Source organism: Fibrobacter sp. UWB1 (assembly GCF_002210325.1).
Taxonomy (GTDB): domain Bacteria; phylum Fibrobacterota; class Fibrobacteria; order Fibrobacterales; family Fibrobacteraceae; genus Fibrobacter.
In genome coordinates, this window is record NZ_MWQL01000008.1 from 39,284 (window position 1) to 60,135 (window position 20,852).

Sequence of the window (20,852 nt, forward strand, 5' to 3'; positions counted from 1 at the left end):
AGGAAGTAGGAAGTAGACAGTAGACTGTGGGCAGTAGGCAGAATGATGAGCGATTAGGATTTTCGTAAGCCGAGATACGCAATTACCATCGAATCAACCACCACAAACACAGCGAGCCAAATCGCCGACCCATTCTGGAATCCATAACTATGCAAGCCCACACCAAGCAAATTCACCCCGAACCAACAGAGGAACGTGACAATCACGTTGAGCGCATTCAACAATGCAAACACCCGCGGCGAAATAATCTTACCCGCCCACAAATGGATTGAAAGTAGCGCCCAGAGAATCACAAATAGCGCACCGCATTCCTTCGGGTCAAAACCCCAGAAACGGCCCCACGCAAAATCGGCCCACACGCCACCGAGAAGCGTTCCAAGAACCGTAAACACCATGCCGAAAATGAGCGTTCCATACATCAGCGAAAAAATAGGGGTCTGCTTTGCTTTTCGGTAAAGCACCAAATGGGCAACCACCCCCGACAAAATCATCGATGCAAAGCCAAGCGCAATCGCAAACACATGAACCGTCAGGAACACCGAAGAGTTCAACACATTCGGAATCGGTTGGAATGTATCGCCCGGCTCCAGCACGAACTTGGCAAAGAACAAAAGAGCTGCAGCCATAAACGTCACGGGAATCATCAAGGTATAAGTGCGACGCTTACAGAAAATAAACGCTCCCGATTCAAAAACCATCAGCATCAACGCCACCAGCATCACAATTTCGTACAAACTAGACATTGGAGGACGGGCAGCAACATAAGCGCGCATCGTAAACAACGCCGTCAAAACGACTGCTGTAACGATACACACTATATTGGCTACAGCATCTAGCTTTAAAGAACGGAATACCACATTCAGCGAAGAAAGAATACATGCCAGCAAAGCGCCCACAAAGGCAAATAAGGCAAGATTCAGCCAGTGGTACAAAACTTCAGCCTTTAACCGGCGAGGGTATACATTGGAATGCGTCAGGGAATGCTTAGCGATAATCGAAAACGCTGTACGATCCGCAACCGATTCATACAGAAGTACATTTGAATAAAGACGCCGCATTTCAGCAGTCGCCGGCAAGTCATCGTTGCGCGTCGCATAAAGTTTGAGGATATCTTTCAACGAGGCCAGCTCCGCATAGCTCACGTAACGCTTTTGATGCGGCAAGCGAAGAATCACGGACACATCGCTACGGAGTACCTTGAACAAATCATAATTTCTGGCCGTTCCGGGTGTGACAAGAATATGGCGAACCACATTTGCCGCCGTATGTTTCTTATAGGTCACACGGCCGCTCAAGTCGTCAAGAAAGCCTCGCGCAAAAGAATCAAAGGGACGCACCGCGTTTTCAACCAAAATCGGAGTATCCGAATGCAGAGCCTCCCAAATCGGGACCGGGCGCTCTGAAGCATGAGCGTCCATGGGGAAAGCCGCAAGAATGGCCACAAAGGACAAAGCCTTAAGCACTTCTTGCTTTTTTGACGTCTGCTTACAACGGACCTTTATCGCATAATGAACAAGCGCCCCTAAAAGGAACAACGCCATAAACGCATAAGGCACAAAACGCAAGGGGTCGTAGGTTGCCTTGTACAAATCCACCGACGTTCCCATTACATCGTCTACCCTGCCATGATAATGAACCGAGTAAGCATATTTTTTTTCATTTACCTCGACCGGAGTCACTCTCAAGCTGTCATCGACGGCGAAAAAAGAAACCGTCGCGTTGGAAATAGACACATCTCGATACCCGTTGTATTCCCGCTTGATTTCACTTTCGGCAATTCCGCCAACAAGCAAAACCAGCAGCGCGACATGCATTATCCACAGTCCCACATTCTTCAGTCCGCGAGGCATGCGGAACAAGAGCGACGCGAGGACATTCACGGCAGACAATACCACAAGGCCTTTAAATGCCGGCAGCGGAATGACACCTAAAATCCAAATGAAATAGCTACCAAAAAAGCGATCCACCGCGAAAGATGCCGGAAGTCCGGCAGACTCGGCATGGGCCTGCGCCAATACGCCCCAAAAAGTCAGCAGCAAAAACGCCACCAACAGCACGGCCGTAAACTTCAAGGATGCCAATTTCTTTATAACGACGAGGCTTCTACCCATACGAACTTACTTTCATCCAGTTTCTGTTCGCCGTCAAAGCGATAGGCCACCAATCGACCATTTCCGCGGTATCCGGCTACACTAAAATCGAGACAGCACACATTGTCACGAATCAATTTCGGGAATCCCGTCAACCAATAATGTCCGAAGAATACGGGGCGTTCGCTTTCGCCGTAAAAATTCCGCTGACGTACTTGCGGCAAGACTTCCGCCTGCACATCCATCGAAACTCCGGGCTGGAAACTCAGCTCGCCGAAGCTTGCCTTTGCCGGGTTCACCCACCAGGCAATACGAGTCTTGACCCGGCGTACCCCTTCGGCATCGGTAAAGTATTCGCCTACGGGCAAGGGCATTTCGGGGCCCTTCAAAAGCGTACTCATGGGCACAAAAAGGCTGTCTTCATATTCAAAATCTTCGTCATTGGCGCGGGCAATGAGTTCATCAAAATTGCAGTCGGCAAAGCAGGTAATGCCTTCGCGCCTTAACGCCGCAACGGCATTGACGTCAAAACAGGCATGTTGCGCCCTGAAAGATTCTGTTTCCAAATAAATCGGCAGCGTTTTCACGAAATCAAGCGCATCCAAGAATTCCTGCTTACGCCCCACAAAAGAGGTCACCGTCCGCGAATGGATTGCAATCTTGTTAAAGCTGTGTTCGCGTAAAAAGCCGTCTTTAAAGCGGTGCAGAAAATGCCCACCACCAGCGCCATTCTTTTGCCAGAACGAAAGCATATTGAATTCGTGGTTGCCCATTAACGCAATCGCCGACCCGGCATCGCGCATGGCACGCACCAAGTTCAACGTTTCGCGTACCTTGGGGCCGCGGTCTACGTAATCGCCCAAGAATACTACCGACCGTTCACCGCCCGGATACCGGAACGCACCTTCGGACTCCACATAGCCCAGCTTTTGCAGCAAGGCGCGGAGTTCATCGCAGTGCCCGTGAACATCGCCGATAAAATCAAGGGAATTATTCATGCCTTGTAATATAATTAAATTCAAAAAAGGTATCTTTGCAAACATGAATTTCTGGGACCTGCTCACCTCTACCAAGATCCAAGGCTTTATCGAAGAAGCCTTTTCCAAGCGGCTAGATGCGTTGCAAGTTTCCACCTACCTGAATAAAGATGGTTTCAGCAACGAAGAGCGAGCCGCCATTATGGACTACATGGCACTTGTTCCCAAGTTCCGCGAAAAATTTTTCGGCGACGCCAAACAAAAAAACGCATTCTTGCTATGTGACAAGCTTGCCCTGGAACAAAGTACCGCGAAAGATATCGGCCGCTGGAAGGCAAACCTTTGGCCAAGCGAAGGCTCCGTTAACGACCTCTGCTGCGGCATGGGCGGCGATAGCCTCTTCTTGCCCGAAACCCTTAAGGTTACCGGCTTCGACCTCGACGAAGACCGCCTTTCCATGTACCGCTACAACATGCAGGCACTCGGCAAGACCGTAGGCACCCAGTGCTGCGACGTACGCTCGGTCGAAAACGGGGCCGACTACTTCACCATCGACCCAGCCCGTCGCGCCATCGAAGGCGAAAACCAGCGTGACTTGCGCAATCTGACCCCCACGCTCGAAGAAGTCGTTGAAATCAGCAAACATTACAAGGGCGGCATGGCCAAGCTCCCGCCCGGATACCCGCCGGCCGAAATCCCCGACGGCACCGAGATTATATATATAGGCGGCCACAGCGACTGCCGCGAATGCCTAGTGCTGTTCGGCGCTCTCGCCAAGAATCCAGACGCCGTACGCGCCGTTATCGTGGACAAATCGGGCAAACTCCTTGCTGAATGGAGCCGGCCCCGCAACCGCGCCGACGAAACGCTGGACGACGACCTTCAAGAAAAACTTGACAAAAATGATTCCCTCGAAGGCAAAGACCGTACTTACCGCACCGCCACAAGCAAAAGCGATTTGCCCCTCGGCGACATCAGCCAGTACATTTCGGAGCCGGCGCCGGTTCTCATTCGAAGCCATCTCTTTAACCAGGCAGTTCTCACCTGCGACCCAAGCGCGCACCTGATTTCAGAAGGAATCGCCTACGTTGCAAGCGCCGCGTCGCTACCGGTCCCCGGGTTTGCCTGCTACGAAGTACTCGCCCACACAGAAATTGCAACGGGTGTCGTCCGCGCCATGCTTAAAGAGCACAACATCGGTAAAATCACGCTCAAGCTCCGCGGCGTAAAACTCGACCCCGATGCCGAAATCAAGCGTTTAAAGCCCAAGGGCAAGGAATCCGCTATATTATTCTACACCCGCGCTTATGGTGAGAAGGTTGCTATACTTGCAAGGAGAACCGAGCCATGAGCACACTCGTATACACTCGCTCCAAATTTTTAAACCACTTCTAACCGTCTACTTCCTACTGTCTACTTCATTATGTCCGTCAAACTCGAAGAATCCTGGCTGAACCTGCTCGCAGACCAATTTGAGCAGCCCTATTTCAAACAAATTAAAGAAAAACTCATGCAAGAAAAGGCAGAACACCACGTGGTTTACCCGCCGGGATCCCAAATTTTTGCAGCACTCGATTTTTGCCCGGTCGACAAGGTCAAGGCGGTCATCATCGGCCAAGACCCCTACCACAACCCAGGCCAAGCTCACGGACTTTGCTTCTCTGTACCTATGGGAATCCAACCGCCGCCCTCGCTCATCAACATTTTCCAGGAACTGCACGACGACCTGGGGATCAATCCGCCCCCGCACGGGAACCTCGAAAGCTGGGCTCACCAGGGAATCCTTCTACTGAACGCTTCGCTCACGGTTCGCGCCCACATGGCAGCAAGCCATGCCGGAATCGGCTGGCAGCAATTCACCGACACGATCATCAAGCGCCTGTCCGAAACTCGCGAGAACCTGGTATTTTTACTTTGGGGTAGCTTCGCCATCAAAAAGCAGGAACTCGTCGCCAAGAACCGCGGCCATCTGATTTTAACCGCCCCGCACCCGAGCCCTCTTTCGGCTTACCGCGGGTTCTTCGGTTGCAAGCATTTCAGCAAGGCAAACGAATATTTAAAAAGCAAAGGACTTGAACCCATCGACTGGAGCATCAAGTAGATGTGGAATGAGTAATGCGAGATGAGTAATTAAGCATACAGAAATGTAAAATTAAATTTTTCATTCTACATCACACATTACACATCACACATTATACGCATCCCGCTGTCTTCTATTTTTCTATATTACCAGCCATGAATCGAAATAATACTTTTGGCCGTTTATTGGTTTTTATCGTACTTGGCCTGATCATCGGCGGTATCCTTGGCGAATGCCTCGGTGTGCTGTTCGGTCAGCTTGGCGAACTGATGAATGCTGGTGGATACAACAACGTCGTCCACAACTTCTTTGTTTCGTCCTTTAACCTCAACATCGGTTTTGCCGACAGGCCCGAACCGGTGATCCTTGACCTGTATCTCGTCAGGTTTGCCTTTGGTGTTGGCATCAAGCTGAACGTGGTAAGCGTTATCGGCATGATCCTCGGCATCTACATCATGAAATGGTCCGGAGGAAAGTAATGGAGACCATCCAAGAATTGAGCGACAAGCTCGCAAACGGCAGCAAGACTGCCGTGGCCCTCGCTGAAGAATCCCTCGCAAAGATTGAATCTACCAAGAATTTAAATGCATACATTAGCGTATTGAACGAACGCGCCCTTCAAAAGGCTGCTGAATCCGACAAGCGTCGTGCAGAAGGCAAAACTTTGGGCGCCCTCGACGGTATCCCCGTCGCCGTGAAGGACAATATGTGCATCGAAGGTACGCGCACTACGGCAGCCTCCAAGATTCTTGAAAACTTTGTTGCCCCCTACACCGCTACCGCTATCGAAAAGCTCGAAGCCGCCGGCGCCGTGATCGTCGGCAAGACGAACATGGACGAATTCGCCATGGGTTCCAGCAACGAAACTTCTTATTTCGGCAAGGTCGTGAACCCCCTCGACGAGTCCCGCGTTCCGGGTGGCTCCAGTGGCGGTTCGGCCGTAGCCGTGGCCAGTGGCACGGTCGCCTGTGCGCTCGGCTCCGACACCGGTGGTTCCATTCGTCAGCCCGCCGCCTGCACAGGCGTTGTGGGCTTAAAGCCCACCTACGGCCGTGTTTCCCGTTACGGCCTCTTGGCTTACGCAAGCTCTCTGGACCAGATTGGCCCCTTCGGTGCAACCGTTAAGGATACCGCCACCCTCCTCGGCGCTATCTGCGGTATCGACCCGCACGACAACACCACCAGCACTCGCCCGACCGAAGACTTTACCGCTAAGCTCGACGCCGGCGTCAAGGGCAAGGTGATCGGCGTCCCGAAGGAATACTTCGGCGAAGGTCTCGATGCCGAATGCAAGGCCGCTATCGAAGGCATGCTGAAGAAACTCGAAGCCGAAGGCGCTACCCTCAAGGAAATCAGCCTTCCGCACATCAGCTACGCCGTGTCCAGCTACTACATCATCGCAACCGCCGAAGCAAGCTCGAACCTTAGCCGCTACGACGGCGTTCGCTACGGCTACCGCAGCAAAGAAGCCCGCAAGCTCTTTGACCTGTACGCCAAGTCCCGCAGCGAAGGTTTCGGCAAGGAAGTCCAGCGTCGCATTCTCCTCGGAAGCTACGTTCTTTCTGCAGGCTTCTACGACGCCTACTACGTGCAGGCCCAGAAGGTCCGTCGCCTGATTACCGACGACTTCAACAAGGCATTCGAAAGCTGCGACGTAATCGCAAGCCCCACCATGCCGGGTCTCCCGCTCAAGTGCGGCATGAACGAATCCGACCCGATGGCCGTTTACCTCAGCGACATCTACACCGTGAGCCTGAACCTTTCCGGTCTCCCGGGCGTAAGCGTGCCGTGCGGCATGGCCGGCGGACTCCCCGTGGGTCTCCAGTGGATCGGCAAGCCGTTTATGGAAGCCGACCTGCTCAGCGTCGCCGCCGCAACGGAGCGCTTGAACAAGTAATTGCGACGTAATAAAATTTAAAGACCTGTTCTTCGGAACAGGTCTTTTTCGTCTGCTAAAAAAACGATCTTAAATTTCGCAATCTTTAATTGCAGAAAGCGAACCCGCCGAATACGCCTTCTTGATACATTCGGCAACGGATTCTGCAAGATCAATAACTTCCTGCGGGATAGCAATGGAGTCTCCATCGCTACCGCTGCTATCAACAGTATTCGCCTTGACAATAGAATCAGCTACAGCTTGAGCAACAGAATCCGCAATAGCTTGGGCGATTGAATCAGCGATAGCCTTTTCTTTGGCTCTGCGGTCTTCGGCCGCTTCATAGACTTTCGCCGGAACGCGATTCAACGTGACACCGTTCTTACTCACGACTCTGACAAGGCCGTCGTGGACGCCATAATAGAACGCCGAGATGTTGCACACGTTATACGAACTGTCTGTTGCATTGAACACTATAATGTCGTAATACGTGGAATCAGCCACTTTGAGGGAATCCTTGAAACTCAGCTTATTGCCATTCTTTGTTGTCGCCGGGAAAACGGGATCGTCGAAAATGATTTTTTCATTCAGGGCCGGATTGCAACGGACAACGATGGAACCATCATTCAATTGCTGATCCACATAGAGCTGCACATCAATGCCAGACGTAAGCGCCTTGGCAGCATAGTACATCTCAGGTTGGTCTTTTGTGCCGAAATCGACAAGCTGATTTATCTTGTCGACAAAGTTGACCGTATCTGCCAAATAGATGACAGAATCTTCGCTGAAGCCCTTCTTGGAATCCAGCAACATCTGCACATCTTTGGACATCGAAGAACTTTCATCATCGCCACAGGCCCAAAGGAGCAGCACAAAAGCAAGGAAAAGAACCTTTTTCATTAGTCGTCCTCCTCATTGATTGCAATGTAGCTACCGTCTTCCATCTCTATTTTCAAAATGCCCTTTTTCGTCTGGTAATACAACTTGGCACTTGATTCAACCGTATTTGTCTGATAATCGTTCTTATACGGCTGTTCGTATTTGCGCCCCTTGGCAACAGCGACATCGGCATACGCGACTCCATTTATCTCCATCTTTTCGATATACGACGAATCACGCACATAGGCCAGAGAATCCTTGCCATCAGCAATGATCAATGCCAACTCTTTTTCTAGTCTCTCGGGATTCCTGAGCGAAAAGATATACTGGCCGAACTTAACCGTTATGGTTTGATTCAATTTATCATCTTCATTGTAGTAGAAGGTCGCCGTTTCCGCTGAAAGCGAAATGGAATAGATGGGATACGCCGATTCCAAAGTTGTATTCAAATGCTTTTGGCACGCATCGTCAATAAAGTTGTCCCTATCGGTAACCGCGAACGAAAACAGATAACCGTCCGAATGCTTAAACGGGATGGTCTTTCCTTCTTTATAGCCACCAAAATCTGCCTGATATCCCTTGATTTTTGAAGTGTCGCTACACTTTTGAAAATTAGGTTCCGTAGTTGATTTTTCGGAGCATGCACATAAAAGTCCAAGCGTAGAACAAATCAAAAGCAATGATTTAGTACAAAATTTCATCATATCACAATTATATATTATTTTCGACAATGTATGTACAAAAAATGCCCCCGGATTTTCTCCGGAGGCATTTTCTAAACGCTCATCGAAAGCGGAACTAGTCTCCCGTACGGTAGTTCGGGGCTTCCTTCGTGATCGTCACATCGTGCGGATGAGATTCGCGGAGGCCTGCGCCCGTAATACGGACGAACGTTGCCTTCTTGTAGAGTTCTTCGAGGTTTGCTGCACCGGCATAACCCATAGCAGAATGGATACCGCCAATCAGCTGGTAAACGGTGTCACGGAGCGGTCCCTTGTACGGAACGCGGCCTTCGATGCCTTCGGGAACAAACTTGCGCGGTTCCTGAACGCCACCCTGGAAATAACGGTCGGCAGAACCGGCCTTCATCGCACCGAGGGAACCCATGCCGCGGTAGCTCTTGTAGCTACGGCCATCGGCGAGAATCACTTCGCCCGGAGCTTCTTCGGTACCGGCAAACAGGGAGCCCACCATCACAGCGTGACCGCCGGCGGCCAAGGCCTTCACGATGTCGCCAGAGAACTTGAGGCCACCGTCGGCGATAATCTTCACGCCGACCTTGCGGGCCATCTTGCCGCATTCCACGACAGCGGAGAACTGCGGGTAACCGACACCAGCCACGATACGTGTGGTGCAAATAGAACCCGGACCGATACCCACCTTGACGATGTTCGCACCGCACTTGGCGAGTTCTTCGACAGCTTCCGGCGTGCAAACGTTACCGGCGCAAATCGTGAGCTTCGGATACTTTTTGCGAACGGTCTTCACCATGTTACGCACACCGATGTGGTGGCCGTGAGCCGTATCGATAATCAACAGGTCAACGCCGGCATCCACGAGAGCAGCGACGCGTTCAAGAGTATTTGCAGAAGTGCTGACAGCGGCACCCACCAACAGCTGGCCGTTCTTGTCGAGGCTAGCGTTCGGGTTGTTTTCGCGCTTCAAGATGTCAGTCATGGTAATGAGGCCCTTCAAGGCGCCAGAAGCATCCACCAGCGGGAGCTTTTCAATGCGCTTTTCGGCGAGAATTTCCTTCGCCTTGGCGAGGCTCACCTTCGGGCTTGCCGTCACCGGATTCTTCGTCATCACGGTGCGAATCTTTGCGTTCATGTCGCTCACGGTGCGCAGGTCGCGGCTCGTGAGCATACCCACAAGCTTACCCTTCGAAAGAATCGGGAAACCGCTCACCTTGTTGCGGGCGCGGAGTTCAAAAGCGGCGGACACCGGTTCATCGGCATCGAGCGTCACCGGATTCGTAACAATACCGGACTGCCAACGCTTGACCTTGCGAACTTCTTCGGCCTGGTCTTCAATGGACATGTTCTTGTGGATAATGCCGAGACCACCCTGCAAAGCAAGGGAAATAGCGAGCGGAGCCGTCGTCACGGTATCCATAGCGGCACTGATAATAGGTATGTTCAGCTTGATATTCGGGGCGAGCTGAGTGCTCACATCGGTCTGTGCCGGCAAAACGGAGGATTCAGCGGGAACGAGCAGGACGTCATCAAACGTCAAGGCTTCAGGCAAAAGTTTCATAAAGTACCTCTTTTGCGCATAGAATATAGTAATTTTCACGCGCAAATCCTAGTTCAAAAGCGCTAGAAATATGTAAAAAAGAGCGTTTTAGCGATGAGCAGCGTAGAAGTCGCCCTACTTCCCGTTATAGCGTTCCATGCACTTTTCGATGCCTAGCTTGAAGTAGCATTCTACAAGGGCAGGGACTTTTGCGATGGCCTCTTCGAATATGGGACGGTCTTCAGGCGAGAACTTCGCCAAGACCCAGTTGCTAAGGTCAAATTTCGGCGGACACTTGCCCACGCCGAAGCGGATGCGCGGGAACTTGTCGCCTACGTGCTCAATAATGTTACGGAGTCCGTTCTGGCCACCGTGACTGCCGTCCTTGCGGCAACGGATACGGCCTACATCCAAATTAATGTCGTCGCTGAAGACCAGCAGGTGATCCACCTTCACCTTGTACCATGTCATCAAGGCCTGTACCGCTTCGCCCGAGAGGTTCATATACGTCTGCGGCTTAGCGAGCAGGCATTCCTCGCCCGCAATGTTCACCTTCATGGTAAGCGCCTTGTGTTCGCTTTTCCAGTCCTTGTTCGGGTCGGCCAATTTTTCGACAGCCATAAAGCCCGCGTTGTGGTGAGTGTTAGAGTACTGAGTACCAGGATTTCCGAGACCGACTATAATGTACATGCCCCAAATATAAAAAAAAGACGCGGTTTTACCCGCGCCTTTTTTAGCTTCACAACATAAGACTCTAATTAAATCGTCTCGACACTCTTCACGTCGGCACTGTAATCCACGCCTTCGATGTCAAAACCATTCGTCGCCAAGAAATCGTGACGATAGCCTTCGAGGTCACTCACCTGCGCCAAGTTTTCTTGCGTGATGGTCGCCATGCGTTTGTTCACTTCTTCTTGCACCTTCGGGTCGAGTTCCCAATCGTCAATGCGAATCAGGTGATTTTCGTCGGTCGGAACAGCACTACCCGTATAAAGGCGCTCATTCATCAAGCGTTCCATCTGTTCAATGCAGCCTTCATGAGTTCCCTGTTCCTTCATCACCTTGAAAAGCACCGAAAGGTACAGCGGGATAATGGGAATCACGGCACTGGAGCGCGTGACCAAGCCCTTGTTCACAGACACATAAGCTTCGCCCTTCAAGTCGCGTTCAAGTTCTGCGTTCAATTCGCGCGCGGTTGCTTCCAAGTGCTTCTTGGCACCGCCAATGGTACCGTCGCGGTAAATCGCATGAGAAAGTTTCGGACCGATGTAGGAATATGCCACCGTCTTCACACCTTCGGCAAGCACGCCGGCATCCTTGAGCTGATTCACCCAAAGCGCCCAATCTTCGCCGCCCATCACCTTCACGGTGTTCGCCATTTCTTCTTCGTTGGCGGGTTCTGCGCTAATCGTGCTAATTTTGCCCGTCATGCAGTCAATCGTTGCACCCGAGAAAGTTTCGCCAATCGGCTTCAAAACGCTGCGGTAAAGGGTTCCGTTATCCGGATCCACACGCACGCTCGATGCCACGCTGTACACCAACAAGTCTACCTTGCGGCCCATCTTGTTGAGCGTATCAATCACGTTCCTTCGCATTTCATGCGAGAATGCATCGCCATTAAAAGTCACCGATTCAAGCCCCGCTTCATGAGCGAACTTGTCAAAGGCCATGTTGTTGTACCAGCCGGGAGTTCCCGATTTTTGACGTTCGTCGGAACCTTCTTTTTCAAAAGACACGCCAATCGTTGCAGCACCGAATTCAAAGGCTGCAGAAATGCGACTAGCAAGTCCATAACCGGTCGAGCATCCCAATACCAGAACCGTCTTCGGAGCTTCTTTCGGAGTTCCGCGTTCAGCGCGCTTCTTTTGTACGTATTCAATCTGGCGCTTCACATCCATGGCGCAGCCTTGGGGGTGGGCATTCACGCACATATTGCTGCGGATCATCGGCTCAATCACCATAAACATTTCCTTTTGTTTACATTTTTCGCGGCCAAATCTAGAAAAGAATGGATTTTTTTGTACCCTTTTGGAGCCCTTCCCTTATTTTTCGCAAGGAAAAGATATTTTTGTAAGCTTTTTGACAGATTCAACAATCGAAAAGGCCGCTATAGAAAAATTTTATTATTTTACAGACCTATGAAATTCCTGATTCAACGCGTTTTGAACGCCCAAGTCGATATCGACGGCGAGACCGTCGGAAAAATCGGCAAGGGCTACATGATCCTTATCGGAGTGGGCGAAGGTGACTCCAAAGAGGTCGCCGACCGCTACATCCGCAAAATGCTTGCGCTCCGCATCTTCGCCGACGAAAACGGCAAGACAAATCTTTCAATCAAAGATGTCGGTGGCGAACTCCTGCTCGTTTCACAATTTACTTTATACGCAAATTGCAACAAAGGAAACCGCCCCACCTTCAACGGAGCCGGAAACCCCACCTTAGCAAGCGAGCTATATGATTATATTATAGCGGAATGCAAAAAGGAGATTCCAAACGTGCAAACAGGGCGCTTCGGCGCCGATATGCAAGTGAGTTTAACCAACGACGGACCGTTTACGATTATGTTGGAATAAGCTATATTTATGCATATGAGTGAATTTTTGCATAAATATAGCGTCGGCCCAGTGGTGCCCCAGACCTTTACGAAGGATTACGGGGACGAGGGTTTTAAGCTCGAAAGTGGCAAGACCCTTCCGGCGCTGACCATCCGTTACGAAACGTACGGAACGCTAAACGCCGACAAGAGCAATGTTGTCTGGGTGTGTTCTCCACTTACAGCTGACGCACACGTTGCCGGCTACTATACCGAAAACGACAAGAAGCCCGGTTGGTGGGATGCCCTGATTGGCCCCGGAAAACCGGTCGATACAGACAAGTTCTTTGTCGTGTGCAGCAACATTTTAGGTGGTTGTAAAGGCACCACAGGCCCGGCAAGCATCAACCCGCGCACCGGCAAGCCTTACGGCAGCACCTTCCCCATGATTACCATCGGCGACATGGTGAACGCCCAGCGAGAGCTCGCCAAGGGACTCGGCATCGATCAGCTCTGCTGCGTGATCGGCGGTTCCATGGGTGGTTTCCAGGCCATGAAATGGGCCATTTACTACCCGGACCTTGTTCGCCGTTGCATTGTGATTGCAAGCTCTCCGCGATTCAGCAGCCAGGCGCTCGGTTTTGAAATCGTCGCCCGCGACGTGATTACCCAAGACCCGAATTTTAACGGCGGCGACTACTACGAATCGACTCACCCCGATGTCGGCCTTTCGAACGCCCGCAAGCTCGCCCACATTACCTACCTCAGCGCCGTGGGCATGGAACAAAAATTCAAACGCGCCCAAGACCAAGAAAGCCGTAACCACGCCGTCACCTACAGCACACCTTTCGATTTGAACCTTCCGCTCGAAAGCTACCTGCGTTATCAGGGTGCGAAGTTCGTGGATCGTTTTGATGCCAATAGTTACTTGCACATCGCTCACGCCACCGACAGTTTTGATCTCGAAACGGAATACGGCTCATTAGAGTCCGCATTCAAAGGCGTGAAGGCGGAATTCCTGAACGTGAATCTGAGTACCGACTGGCTTTTCCCGCCGCACGAATCGCGCCGTATTACAAGCGCTCTCTTGAATGCAGGTAAAACGGTTACAAGCCTTGAGCTCGACACTCAATTCGGCCACGACGGTTTCCTTATCGAAGTCGGCGACCTCGGCAAGGCTGTTGGCCGTTTCCTCGACAGTAAGATTATTCCGACCAAAACCGAAACGCAGGTCATGCCTGTTTTCCACGACACCGAAGATTTCGACTACATCGGAAGCCTGATCAAGGAAAACAGCAAGGTGCTCGACCTCGGCTGCGGTAACGGCGAACTTCTCGATTTCTTGAACAAGAAAAAGCATGTTGAAGTTCTCGGTATCGAGCGCAACTTCAAGAGCATCATGGATTGCCTCGAAAACGATGTGCCCGTGATCCAGCGCGACCTTGACGAAAGCGGCATTCGCGATTTCAAGGACGGCAGCTTCGATTACGCCATCATCAACCGCACCATTCAAGAAATCCGCGACCCGGTGGCTCTCTTGAACGAACTTCTGCGTGTAGCCAAGCGCGCCATCGTGACCTTCCCGAATTTCGGTCACTGGACAACCCGCGGAAGTCTGATGCTGCACGGACGCATGCCGAAATCCAAGGAATTACCGTACGAATGGTATGACACGCCGAATATCCGCCTCTTGACGGTGAAGGATTTCCACACCCTTTGCGACAAGGAAGGTTTGAAGATTGAGACCATCAGCTACCAGAACGAACACAAGCTCAGTAAGTTCCTGACCGCGATCGGTTTCGCAAACTTCGGCGCAGAACATGTAATTGCAATGGTGACCAAGAAATAGTTGCAACGTCATTGCGAGGAACGCAGTGACGAAGCAATCTATTAATGAATGCAAAAGGATCGAATATGGCTATTTTATCGATGACGGGGTTTGGAAAAAGCGAGTCCATGTACCAGGGCGCAAGCTGCGTGATTGAAGTCCGCAGCGTAAACAACCGCTTCTTGGACATCTCCTGCAAGTTGCCCAAGAACCTTGCCTACCTCGAAAACAGCTTCAAGAACCAAATCAAGGACAAACTGGTTCGCGGTTCGGTTATCTTTAGCGTGACGCTCGGTGCAGGCACCGGCGGAAACATTCCGGTTTCCTATAACGAAGCTGCCATCGCCAAGTTCGTCGACATCACGCGCACCATGCAAAAGAAGTTCGGCATTACGGGCGAAATCAAGCTGGAACATGTGCTGGCACTCCCCGAAGTGCTGCAGTTTACCGATGCCGACGCCGATTCCGACGCTCTCGAAAAGCACTTGGCCGCAGAACTCGACAAGGCTCTTGACCAAGTGAACGAAATGCGCGCTAAGGAAGGTGCCAATCTCGCTCGCGATCTCGAAGGCCGAGTGAATCACCTGAACAATGTTCTCGACAAGATTGAAGTCCTCGACCCCCAGCGCATCGAAGTCTGGAAAGACAAGTTCAAGGAACGCATCAACGTGCTCCTGAAGGATAGCGAAATCGACGATGTGCGCCTGCTGCAGGAAGCCTGCATCATGGCCGACAAACTCGACATTCACGAAGAAATCACCCGCTTCCGCAGCCACAATAAGTTGTTCCTGAACGCTCTCAAGGAAGGCGGCGCCCAGGGTAAGAACCTCGGATTTATTCTGCAAGAAATGGGCCGCGAAGCCAACACCCTCGGCACCAAGTGCCAGAGTGCCGACATCGCCGCGCTCGCCATTGAACTGAAGAACGAAGTCGAGTGCATCCGCGAGCAATCGCTTAACATTGCTTAATCGCGACTCATTTCAAACCATTAAAACAGGCGCTCATCAGAGCGCCTTTCTCTTTTTTATTCTTAAATCAAACTAGTCCTTAATGCAACGCAAACTGGCGCCGTATTCCGGATTGAACTTTTCGAACTTGGCAATATCCTTGTCATGGAAGAATACGAGCACTTCACCTTCAGCCGTCCAGAAGAAAGCCTTCTGGCCAGCGGCTTCGAACTTGCGTTCCTTCAGCGGGACATCACTCTTGGCAAAGTGTGCGCCACCGGCCTTGGCTCCGAATCCAAGTTCATCCTTGCCATTGCCGTAATTGTTCGTGCCCTTGATCGGATCCCAGCCGTAGCCCGACTTCAGCACGGTTCCAACCTGTTTTTCCTTGCCCGCAAAAGCAAGCAACTCATTCCATTCGGCCTTAGTCGGCATATGGAAGCCTTCAAGGCAGGCCTTCTTTGCATTTTCAAAATTGTACAGACGGCCCCAGTGATTGCATTGGGCGCAAAGGGAACCCGAAGCTGTCGCATAATTCATATTTTCTGCGGTCCAAAGCTGCGAACCAATGCGAATCCATTCGTAAGAGTAACCATCGCGCGGGTCCTTATAAGAACCGCTTGTTGCCGGTTCGCCATTTTCGTCGAAGTATTCACCGAAAGCAATCTGCTTGTTCTGCTTGTATTCAGCCTTAGACGCCACCTTGCCATTCTTGTGGTAGCGAATCACCGTGCCTTCGATATAGCCGTCGACATAATTGTATTCCGCTTCAGGAATACCGTCTTCATAATATTCCTTCACCACCCCTTCGCGACGATCATTCACGTAATTGGCTTCACGCTTCACGTTACCGTTTTCGTAGTATTCCTTTTCGGGGCCTTCTTTCTTATCTTTGACATAGGTCGTCTCGATACGGATTTTCCCGCTAGGGTAATTTTCAACGCGAACATCTTCGCACGCGCTAAAAATCATGGCAGAAGCGAATACGCCCGCAAGAACCACCGGACGCACCATATAATTTAATTTGTTCATATTCCATTCCTTTATTTGTAACCTATCCATACCCCAAGACCGCATTTAAATTCGGATTTTTCCTGCGGTTGCAAGGAGTCCCAGCATATAAAGCATGCCATCGTAATAGCGCCAAAAGCGGTAAGGCACCGAAAGTGCCGCCAAATCTTTCACGAACGGTTTGATGCGCGGATCGTCCGCCGGCAATACCTGGGTGGCCGCAGCATTCATCGCAATCACGCCCGGCGTCGCATTACGGCCCGGACGCGGGAAATCGCCGCCATCAATGGCGTAGTCCGCCAAGTAAGGGCGCTTGCCGTTAAAGAAGTTGAGAATTTTTTCGCAAATTTGCTTTTCGCATTCGTGCCCACGGAACAGCGCATAGTCAAGGCTCAAATTCATAGCCACGCGCCAAGCATCACCGCTAAAGCAGTCGCTTTCAGGGTACCAAGGAGTCGCCCTCGGCGTTCCGTCGTATTCGGAATATTCACTGCAAAGTCCTGTCACCGGGTGAGCGGCCTTTTGAATGTATTCCAAGCTGTTATTTGCAATCGTAAACCAAGTCTCGTCGCCAGTGGCTTCGGCAAAGGCGCGGTAGAACGCAATGGTGTTGTAGCTCGGGTCGGTAAAATCGTTACCCAGCACCGGCGAGAACTTCACCAGGTTGCGTTCCGGATCAATAATCGGGCCCACAATTCCGTTATTCGGCTTGTTGCGCATCCAGTTAATCAAACCCACTGCTTCGTCCTTGAGGTCAGGACGGTTAAACCTTTCGGCTGCAATCAAAAGCGCCATGGCAAAGTATTCTTCACCATCGGGGGCCGCCCCCGGATCCATCTTGCTAAAATCTGTTGTAGAAACCTGCCAGGCAAAGTAGCCCACATGCGGGCCGTCATCGTTTCTCAGGTAACGCTTGGTAAAATTCCAAAGTTTGTCAAACTGATGTTCATGGCCCGTGAGCGCTGTAATGTACATGCCATAGCTCATGCCTTCGGAGCGGATATCGTCATGACCGATATCGATGATATAGCTCATGTCGTCGGAGGCATCAAAGCAGACTCGTTCATCAATCGGGTCCCCTTCGAATAACTTGCTATAGGCATTTTGTATAAGCTGGTTTGCAAAGTTCGGTCCGTAACCAGCTTCAACAAACATATCTCGCGGTGTCAGTCGTTCCATCATAATCCTTTAAGTTTTTTTACCACAAACCACCTATTCCATAAGATAAATAATTTGTATTTTAGCTGTATAAGAATTACAGAGATATGGAGTCATTTATGACAGATATGCTGATTTTGGGCTACGGCCCCGCAGGTATTTCAGCCGCGCTCTATGGTTTGAGAGCCGGGCTTTCTGTCCAATTGATCGGTAAAGACGGTGGGGCGCTCGCCAAGGCCCACATGATCCAGAATTACTATGGTCTTGAACAACCATTGACAGGCGAACAGCTCCTGGAAGTAGGCCATAAGCAAGCCATGGCACTCGGAGCAAACATCATCGACGACGAAATCACCGACCTCATGTTTGACGGTCAAGGTTTCTCGGCAAAGGGTCTTGCCGGCGAATACCACGGAAAAGTTTGTATTATGGCTACAGGTGCCGCCCGCAACAAGCACCCCGTAGCGGGCATGACAGAACTGGAAGGCCACGGCGTAAGCTATTGCGCCGTTTGCGACGCATTCTTCTACCGCCAGAAAAAGGTGGCCGTCCTTGGTAGCGGCGAGTACGCCCTCCACGAAGTCCAGGAACTTGCGCAAGTCGTCGCAAGCATCACGCTTCTTACCAATGGCGCTCCCTTGACAGCATCATTCCCGCCCAACGTACGCATTGAATCTCGCCACCTGCAATCTTTGGTGGGCGAAGGCCAGTTCAAGGGCGTCCGCTACGAAGACGGCATTGAAGAAGAATTCGACGGACTCTTTGTAGCCCTCGGAAGCGCAAACGCTACCGACCTCGCCAAGAAGGCCGGCGCAGGCTTTGACGGCCCAACATTGGTTCTCGACAAGGATTTCCAGACGACTCTCCCTGGACTCTTCGCTGCAGGCGACTGCACCGGAGGAACTCTGCAAGTAGCCGTTGCCGTAGGCGAAGGCGCCAAGGCAGGGCTCGCCGCAATCAAGTATTTAAGGGAGCATAGGGCCTAGATCGAATTTAGATTCGTTCAGTTCTAAATTAGATCATGCGTCGTATCACTCTACTTACTAACCCCGACAAATGCAATTTACGTTGCGCGCTGTGCTTTTTAAGACAGCGCGGCATAGTCTCTTATTCCGGCGAAATGCCTTTTGAAACCGCCAAGGCCGCTATCGAAAAGTACGCCGCCGAACGCGACGAAGCCGGCAATCTGTTGCTAAAAGAAGTCATACCCTCCACCATGGGGGAACCTCTACTTTATTCAAAATTCGAGAATCTGCTACACCTTTGCGAAATGACAGGCGTCAAGATGAATCTCACTACTAACGGGACATTCCCGGGCAAGTGGGGCACTCCGTCGGTCATGTTCGAACTGGTTCAGGCCTGCAGCGACATCAAGATCAGCACGCTTGCCTACGAAATGGGCGGATTCCTCCGCAATCTTTGGCGTGAAAATGTAGAGAAGCTTATTGAATGCCGCAAGCGCAGACTCGATTCCAGCGCCACGATTTCTCTGCAAGTGACTTTGCACCGCGAAAATCTCAACGATTACAAGGACCTTATCGCCTGGGCCGAAACGGCCGGCGTCCAGCGAATCAAATGGAATCCGGCTGTATTCATTCCAGATACATCGGCAATTCTCGAAAGGCGATTCAAACTCAGCAAGCAAGAACTTGAATCACTCCGCCACGAACTTCTCGAAGGCACACTCCATTCGGACAAAATCAAGTACGAAGGTTCCCTGTTCCTGGAAGATCCGACCGAAGACTGCCCCATGAGCGGTTCATGCACCAAATGTCCTTTTACAGACGAGACATGGATCTGGCCCGATGGTCACGAAGACCATTGCCCGAATCCCAAAAGACGTTGGAGTAAATTCTAGCGGCCGCCGACCAAAATCTGGTCGACCTTAATGGAAGGCTGTCCCACAGTCACAGGCACATGTCCAGAACTAGCACCGCAGACACCTGCGGCTACTTCCCAGTCTGTACCCACCATGCTAATGCGTGGCATGATTTCGTGCCCCTTGCCGATCAAGGTTGCACCGCGCACCGGTTCGCAAATCTTGCCGCTGCGAATCACATAGCCTTCGTCAACGGCAAAATTGAATTCGCCTGTTGCCGGATTCACCGAACCGCCCGCCATGCGTGCAGCATAAAGACCGTTGTCAACGCTTGCAATCATCGAATCGAGCGTATCTTTGCCAGGAGCAATAAAGGTATTGCGCATGCGGCTCACGGGCGCGTACTTGTAGCTTTCACGACGGGCCGAACCCGTGCGGGCAATTCCGACTTCCTGGGCTCCCACGCGGTCGCTCATGTAAGTCTTCAAAATACCGTTTTCAATCAAAGTCGTACGCTGGGTCGGAGTACCTTCGTCATCAAACTTCAGGCTCCCCCACACGCCTTCCATGGTGCCGTCATCAATAGCGGTCAAGCAGGGTTGGCCAATCGCTTCGCCAAGTTTACCGCAGAACGGGCTTGCGCCGCGACGGACCGATTCCGTTTCGAGCGGATGTCCGCAGGCTTCGTGGAAAATCACGCCGCCAAAGCCATTGCCCATCACCACAGGCATCTGGCCGCCCTTAATGTAACCCGCCGAAAGCATGCGCAACAAGCGTTCCGTCGCATCGGTTGCCAAAGCCTCGGGCGAATAATTCGCTAAAAGTTCATAACCGCCCAAGGCGCCAGGAGCCTCGTGCGTTGTCAATCTTTCGGTTCCGTCGGACACCGTTACAGTCACATTCACGCGCAAGCGGGCACGGTTCATCGACAAATTCAAGCCTTCGCTGTTCATGAGCGTAATCGTAGAGCAAGAATCTGTCACCGAGGCGCCCACTTGCACTACTTTATCCGAAATCTTGCGGGCCGTCTGGTCCGCACGGAACAAAAAGTCTTGCTTGACAGCCTGGCCAAGCACCCGCGGATCCTTAAAGGCAGCCACATTGTAGTCGGCCACGCGCTTTTCGGGAGCAAATTCCACCGGAGTATAGCCCATCTTGTCAATACGGCCAAAGGCAAGCGTCTTCACGAGTTTCACAAGCGCGTCTTCGGAATCATCGCTCGTAAAGCCATAAAGCACCTCGGTTCCGTAAATCAAACGAATTCCGATACCATATTCAGTGCCTGCAGTCGCAGACTCAATCTGGCTCGATTTGAGCCCGAGCATCGAACTGCGGGTTTCTTCTTCGTAAATTTCGACAAAGTCTGCACCGGCACTCTTGCCTGCTTCAAAAATCTTGACCGCAACAGAAGTGTTCAAC

Annotated in this window: 19 protein-coding genes; 9 read left to right on the top strand and 10 right to left on the bottom strand. The window is 51.6% G+C overall.

The annotated features are described in order from the left end of the window. Positions 1–53: 53 nt before the first annotated feature. The gene (ccsA, locus tag B7988_RS07810; RefSeq protein WP_088657484.1) at positions 54–2,111 is read right to left on the bottom strand and encodes a cytochrome c biogenesis protein CcsA; all 2,058 of its coding nucleotides are present in this window, start codon (positions 2,109–2,111) and stop codon (positions 54–56) included. Further along, positions 2,087–3,088 (bottom strand): metallophosphoesterase, encoded by a 1,002-nt coding sequence (locus tag B7988_RS07815; protein ID WP_088657485.1) that lies wholly within the window; start codon positions 3,086–3,088, stop codon positions 2,087–2,089. The genes ccsA and B7988_RS07815 overlap by 25 nt, the downstream gene beginning before the upstream one ends. Here B7988_RS07815 and B7988_RS07820 point away from each other — a divergent pair. From B7988_RS07820 to gatA, 4 genes are all read left to right on the top strand, one after another. Beyond that, positions 3,087–4,418 carry a hypothetical protein gene (locus tag B7988_RS07820; protein ID WP_249268908.1) on the top strand — a complete coding sequence of 444 codons (1,332 nt, stop codon included), beginning with the start codon at positions 3,087–3,089 and terminating at the stop codon, positions 4,416–4,418. The genes B7988_RS07815 and B7988_RS07820 overlap by 2 nt on opposite strands. Positions 4,419–4,490: 72 nt before the next feature. After that, positions 4,491–5,168: a uracil-DNA glycosylase gene (ung, locus tag B7988_RS07825; RefSeq protein WP_073320272.1), complete on the top strand. Its 678-nt coding sequence runs from the start codon at positions 4,491–4,493 to the stop codon at positions 5,166–5,168. Between the two features lie 134 nt (positions 5,169–5,302). Then, on the top strand, positions 5,303–5,626 hold the full coding sequence (locus tag B7988_RS07830) for a DUF4321 domain-containing protein (RefSeq protein ID WP_088627630.1): 324 nt from the start codon (positions 5,303–5,305) through the stop codon (positions 5,624–5,626). Next, a complete protein-coding gene (gatA, locus tag B7988_RS07835; RefSeq protein WP_249268909.1) occupies positions 5,626–7,044 on the top strand; it encodes an Asp-tRNA(Asn)/Glu-tRNA(Gln) amidotransferase subunit GatA in 1,419 nt (472 codons plus the stop codon). Before B7988_RS07830 ends, gatA begins: the two co-directional genes overlap by 1 nt. Positions 7,045–7,113: 69 nt before the next feature. Here gatA and B7988_RS07840 read toward each other — a convergent pair whose 3' ends face one another. The 5 genes from B7988_RS07840 to fabV all read right to left on the bottom strand — a co-directional run bounded on the left by B7988_RS07840 (position 7,114) and on the right by fabV (position 12,098). Beyond that, positions 7,114–7,923 carry a hypothetical protein gene (locus B7988_RS07840; protein WP_088657487.1) on the bottom strand — a complete coding sequence of 270 codons (810 nt, stop codon included), beginning with the start codon at positions 7,921–7,923 and terminating at the stop codon, positions 7,114–7,116. Then, on the bottom strand, positions 7,923–8,606 hold the full coding sequence (locus B7988_RS07845) for a hypothetical protein (RefSeq protein ID WP_088657488.1): 684 nt from the start codon (positions 8,604–8,606) through the stop codon (positions 7,923–7,925). The genes B7988_RS07840 and B7988_RS07845 overlap by 1 nt, the downstream gene beginning before the upstream one ends. Positions 8,607–8,700: 94 nt before the next feature. Continuing rightward, a complete protein-coding gene (guaB, locus tag B7988_RS07850; RefSeq protein ID WP_073057830.1) occupies positions 8,701–10,158 on the bottom strand; it encodes an IMP dehydrogenase in 1,458 nt (485 codons plus the stop codon). 114 nt (positions 10,159–10,272) lie between these two features. Continuing rightward, positions 10,273–10,827, bottom strand: coding sequence for an aminoacyl-tRNA hydrolase (gene pth / locus B7988_RS07855; RefSeq protein ID WP_072800788.1), 555 nt, complete (start codon positions 10,825–10,827; stop codon positions 10,273–10,275). Between the two features lie 68 nt (positions 10,828–10,895). Then, positions 10,896–12,098, bottom strand: coding sequence for an enoyl-ACP reductase FabV (gene fabV / locus B7988_RS07860; RefSeq protein ID WP_088657540.1), 1,203 nt, complete (start codon positions 12,096–12,098; stop codon positions 10,896–10,898). A gap of 177 nt (positions 12,099–12,275) precedes the next feature. Here fabV and dtd point away from each other — a divergent pair, with 177 nt between their 5' ends. From dtd to B7988_RS07875, 3 genes are all read left to right on the top strand, one after another. Beyond that, positions 12,276–12,710, top strand: coding sequence for a D-aminoacyl-tRNA deacylase (dtd, locus tag B7988_RS07865; protein ID WP_073320254.1), 435 nt, complete (start codon positions 12,276–12,278; stop codon positions 12,708–12,710). A 27-nt stretch (positions 12,711–12,737) separates the two neighbouring features. Then, positions 12,738–14,519: a homoserine O-acetyltransferase gene (locus B7988_RS07870; RefSeq protein WP_249268910.1), complete on the top strand. Its 1,782-nt coding sequence runs from the start codon at positions 12,738–12,740 to the stop codon at positions 14,517–14,519. 65 nt (positions 14,520–14,584) lie between these two features. Further along, a complete protein-coding gene (locus tag B7988_RS07875) occupies positions 14,585–15,466 on the top strand; it encodes a YicC/YloC family endoribonuclease (protein ID WP_073320251.1) in 882 nt (293 codons plus the stop codon). A gap of 72 nt (positions 15,467–15,538) precedes the next feature. Here B7988_RS07875 and B7988_RS07880 read toward each other — a convergent pair whose 3' ends face one another. Together B7988_RS07880 and B7988_RS07885 are read right to left on the bottom strand one after the other, a co-directional pair. Next, the gene (locus B7988_RS07880) at positions 15,539–16,477 is read right to left on the bottom strand and encodes an FISUMP domain-containing protein (RefSeq protein ID WP_249268911.1); all 939 of its coding nucleotides are present in this window, start codon (positions 16,475–16,477) and stop codon (positions 15,539–15,541) included. A gap of 45 nt (positions 16,478–16,522) precedes the next feature. Next, entirely contained in the window at positions 16,523–17,611 is a 1,089-nt protein-coding gene (locus B7988_RS07885; protein ID WP_249268912.1) for a glycosyl hydrolase family 8, read from the bottom strand. Between the two features lie 122 nt (positions 17,612–17,733). Here B7988_RS07885 and B7988_RS07890 point away from each other — a divergent pair, with 122 nt between their 5' ends. Both B7988_RS07890 and B7988_RS07895 read left to right on the top strand, forming a co-directional pair. Further along, positions 17,734–18,600: an NAD(P)/FAD-dependent oxidoreductase gene (locus B7988_RS07890; RefSeq protein WP_088657490.1), complete on the top strand. Its 867-nt coding sequence runs from the start codon at positions 17,734–17,736 to the stop codon at positions 18,598–18,600. A gap of 134 nt (positions 18,601–18,734) precedes the next feature. After that, the gene (locus B7988_RS07895) at positions 18,735–19,472 is read left to right on the top strand and encodes a hypothetical protein (RefSeq protein WP_088657491.1); all 738 of its coding nucleotides are present in this window, start codon (positions 18,735–18,737) and stop codon (positions 19,470–19,472) included. Here B7988_RS07895 and B7988_RS07900 read toward each other — a convergent pair. Continuing rightward, positions 19,469–20,851 (bottom strand): TldD/PmbA family protein, encoded by a 1,383-nt coding sequence (locus tag B7988_RS07900; RefSeq protein WP_088657492.1) that lies wholly within the window; start codon positions 20,849–20,851, stop codon positions 19,469–19,471. The genes B7988_RS07895 and B7988_RS07900 overlap by 4 nt on opposite strands. Between the last annotated feature and the right edge of the window lies 1 nt (position 20,852).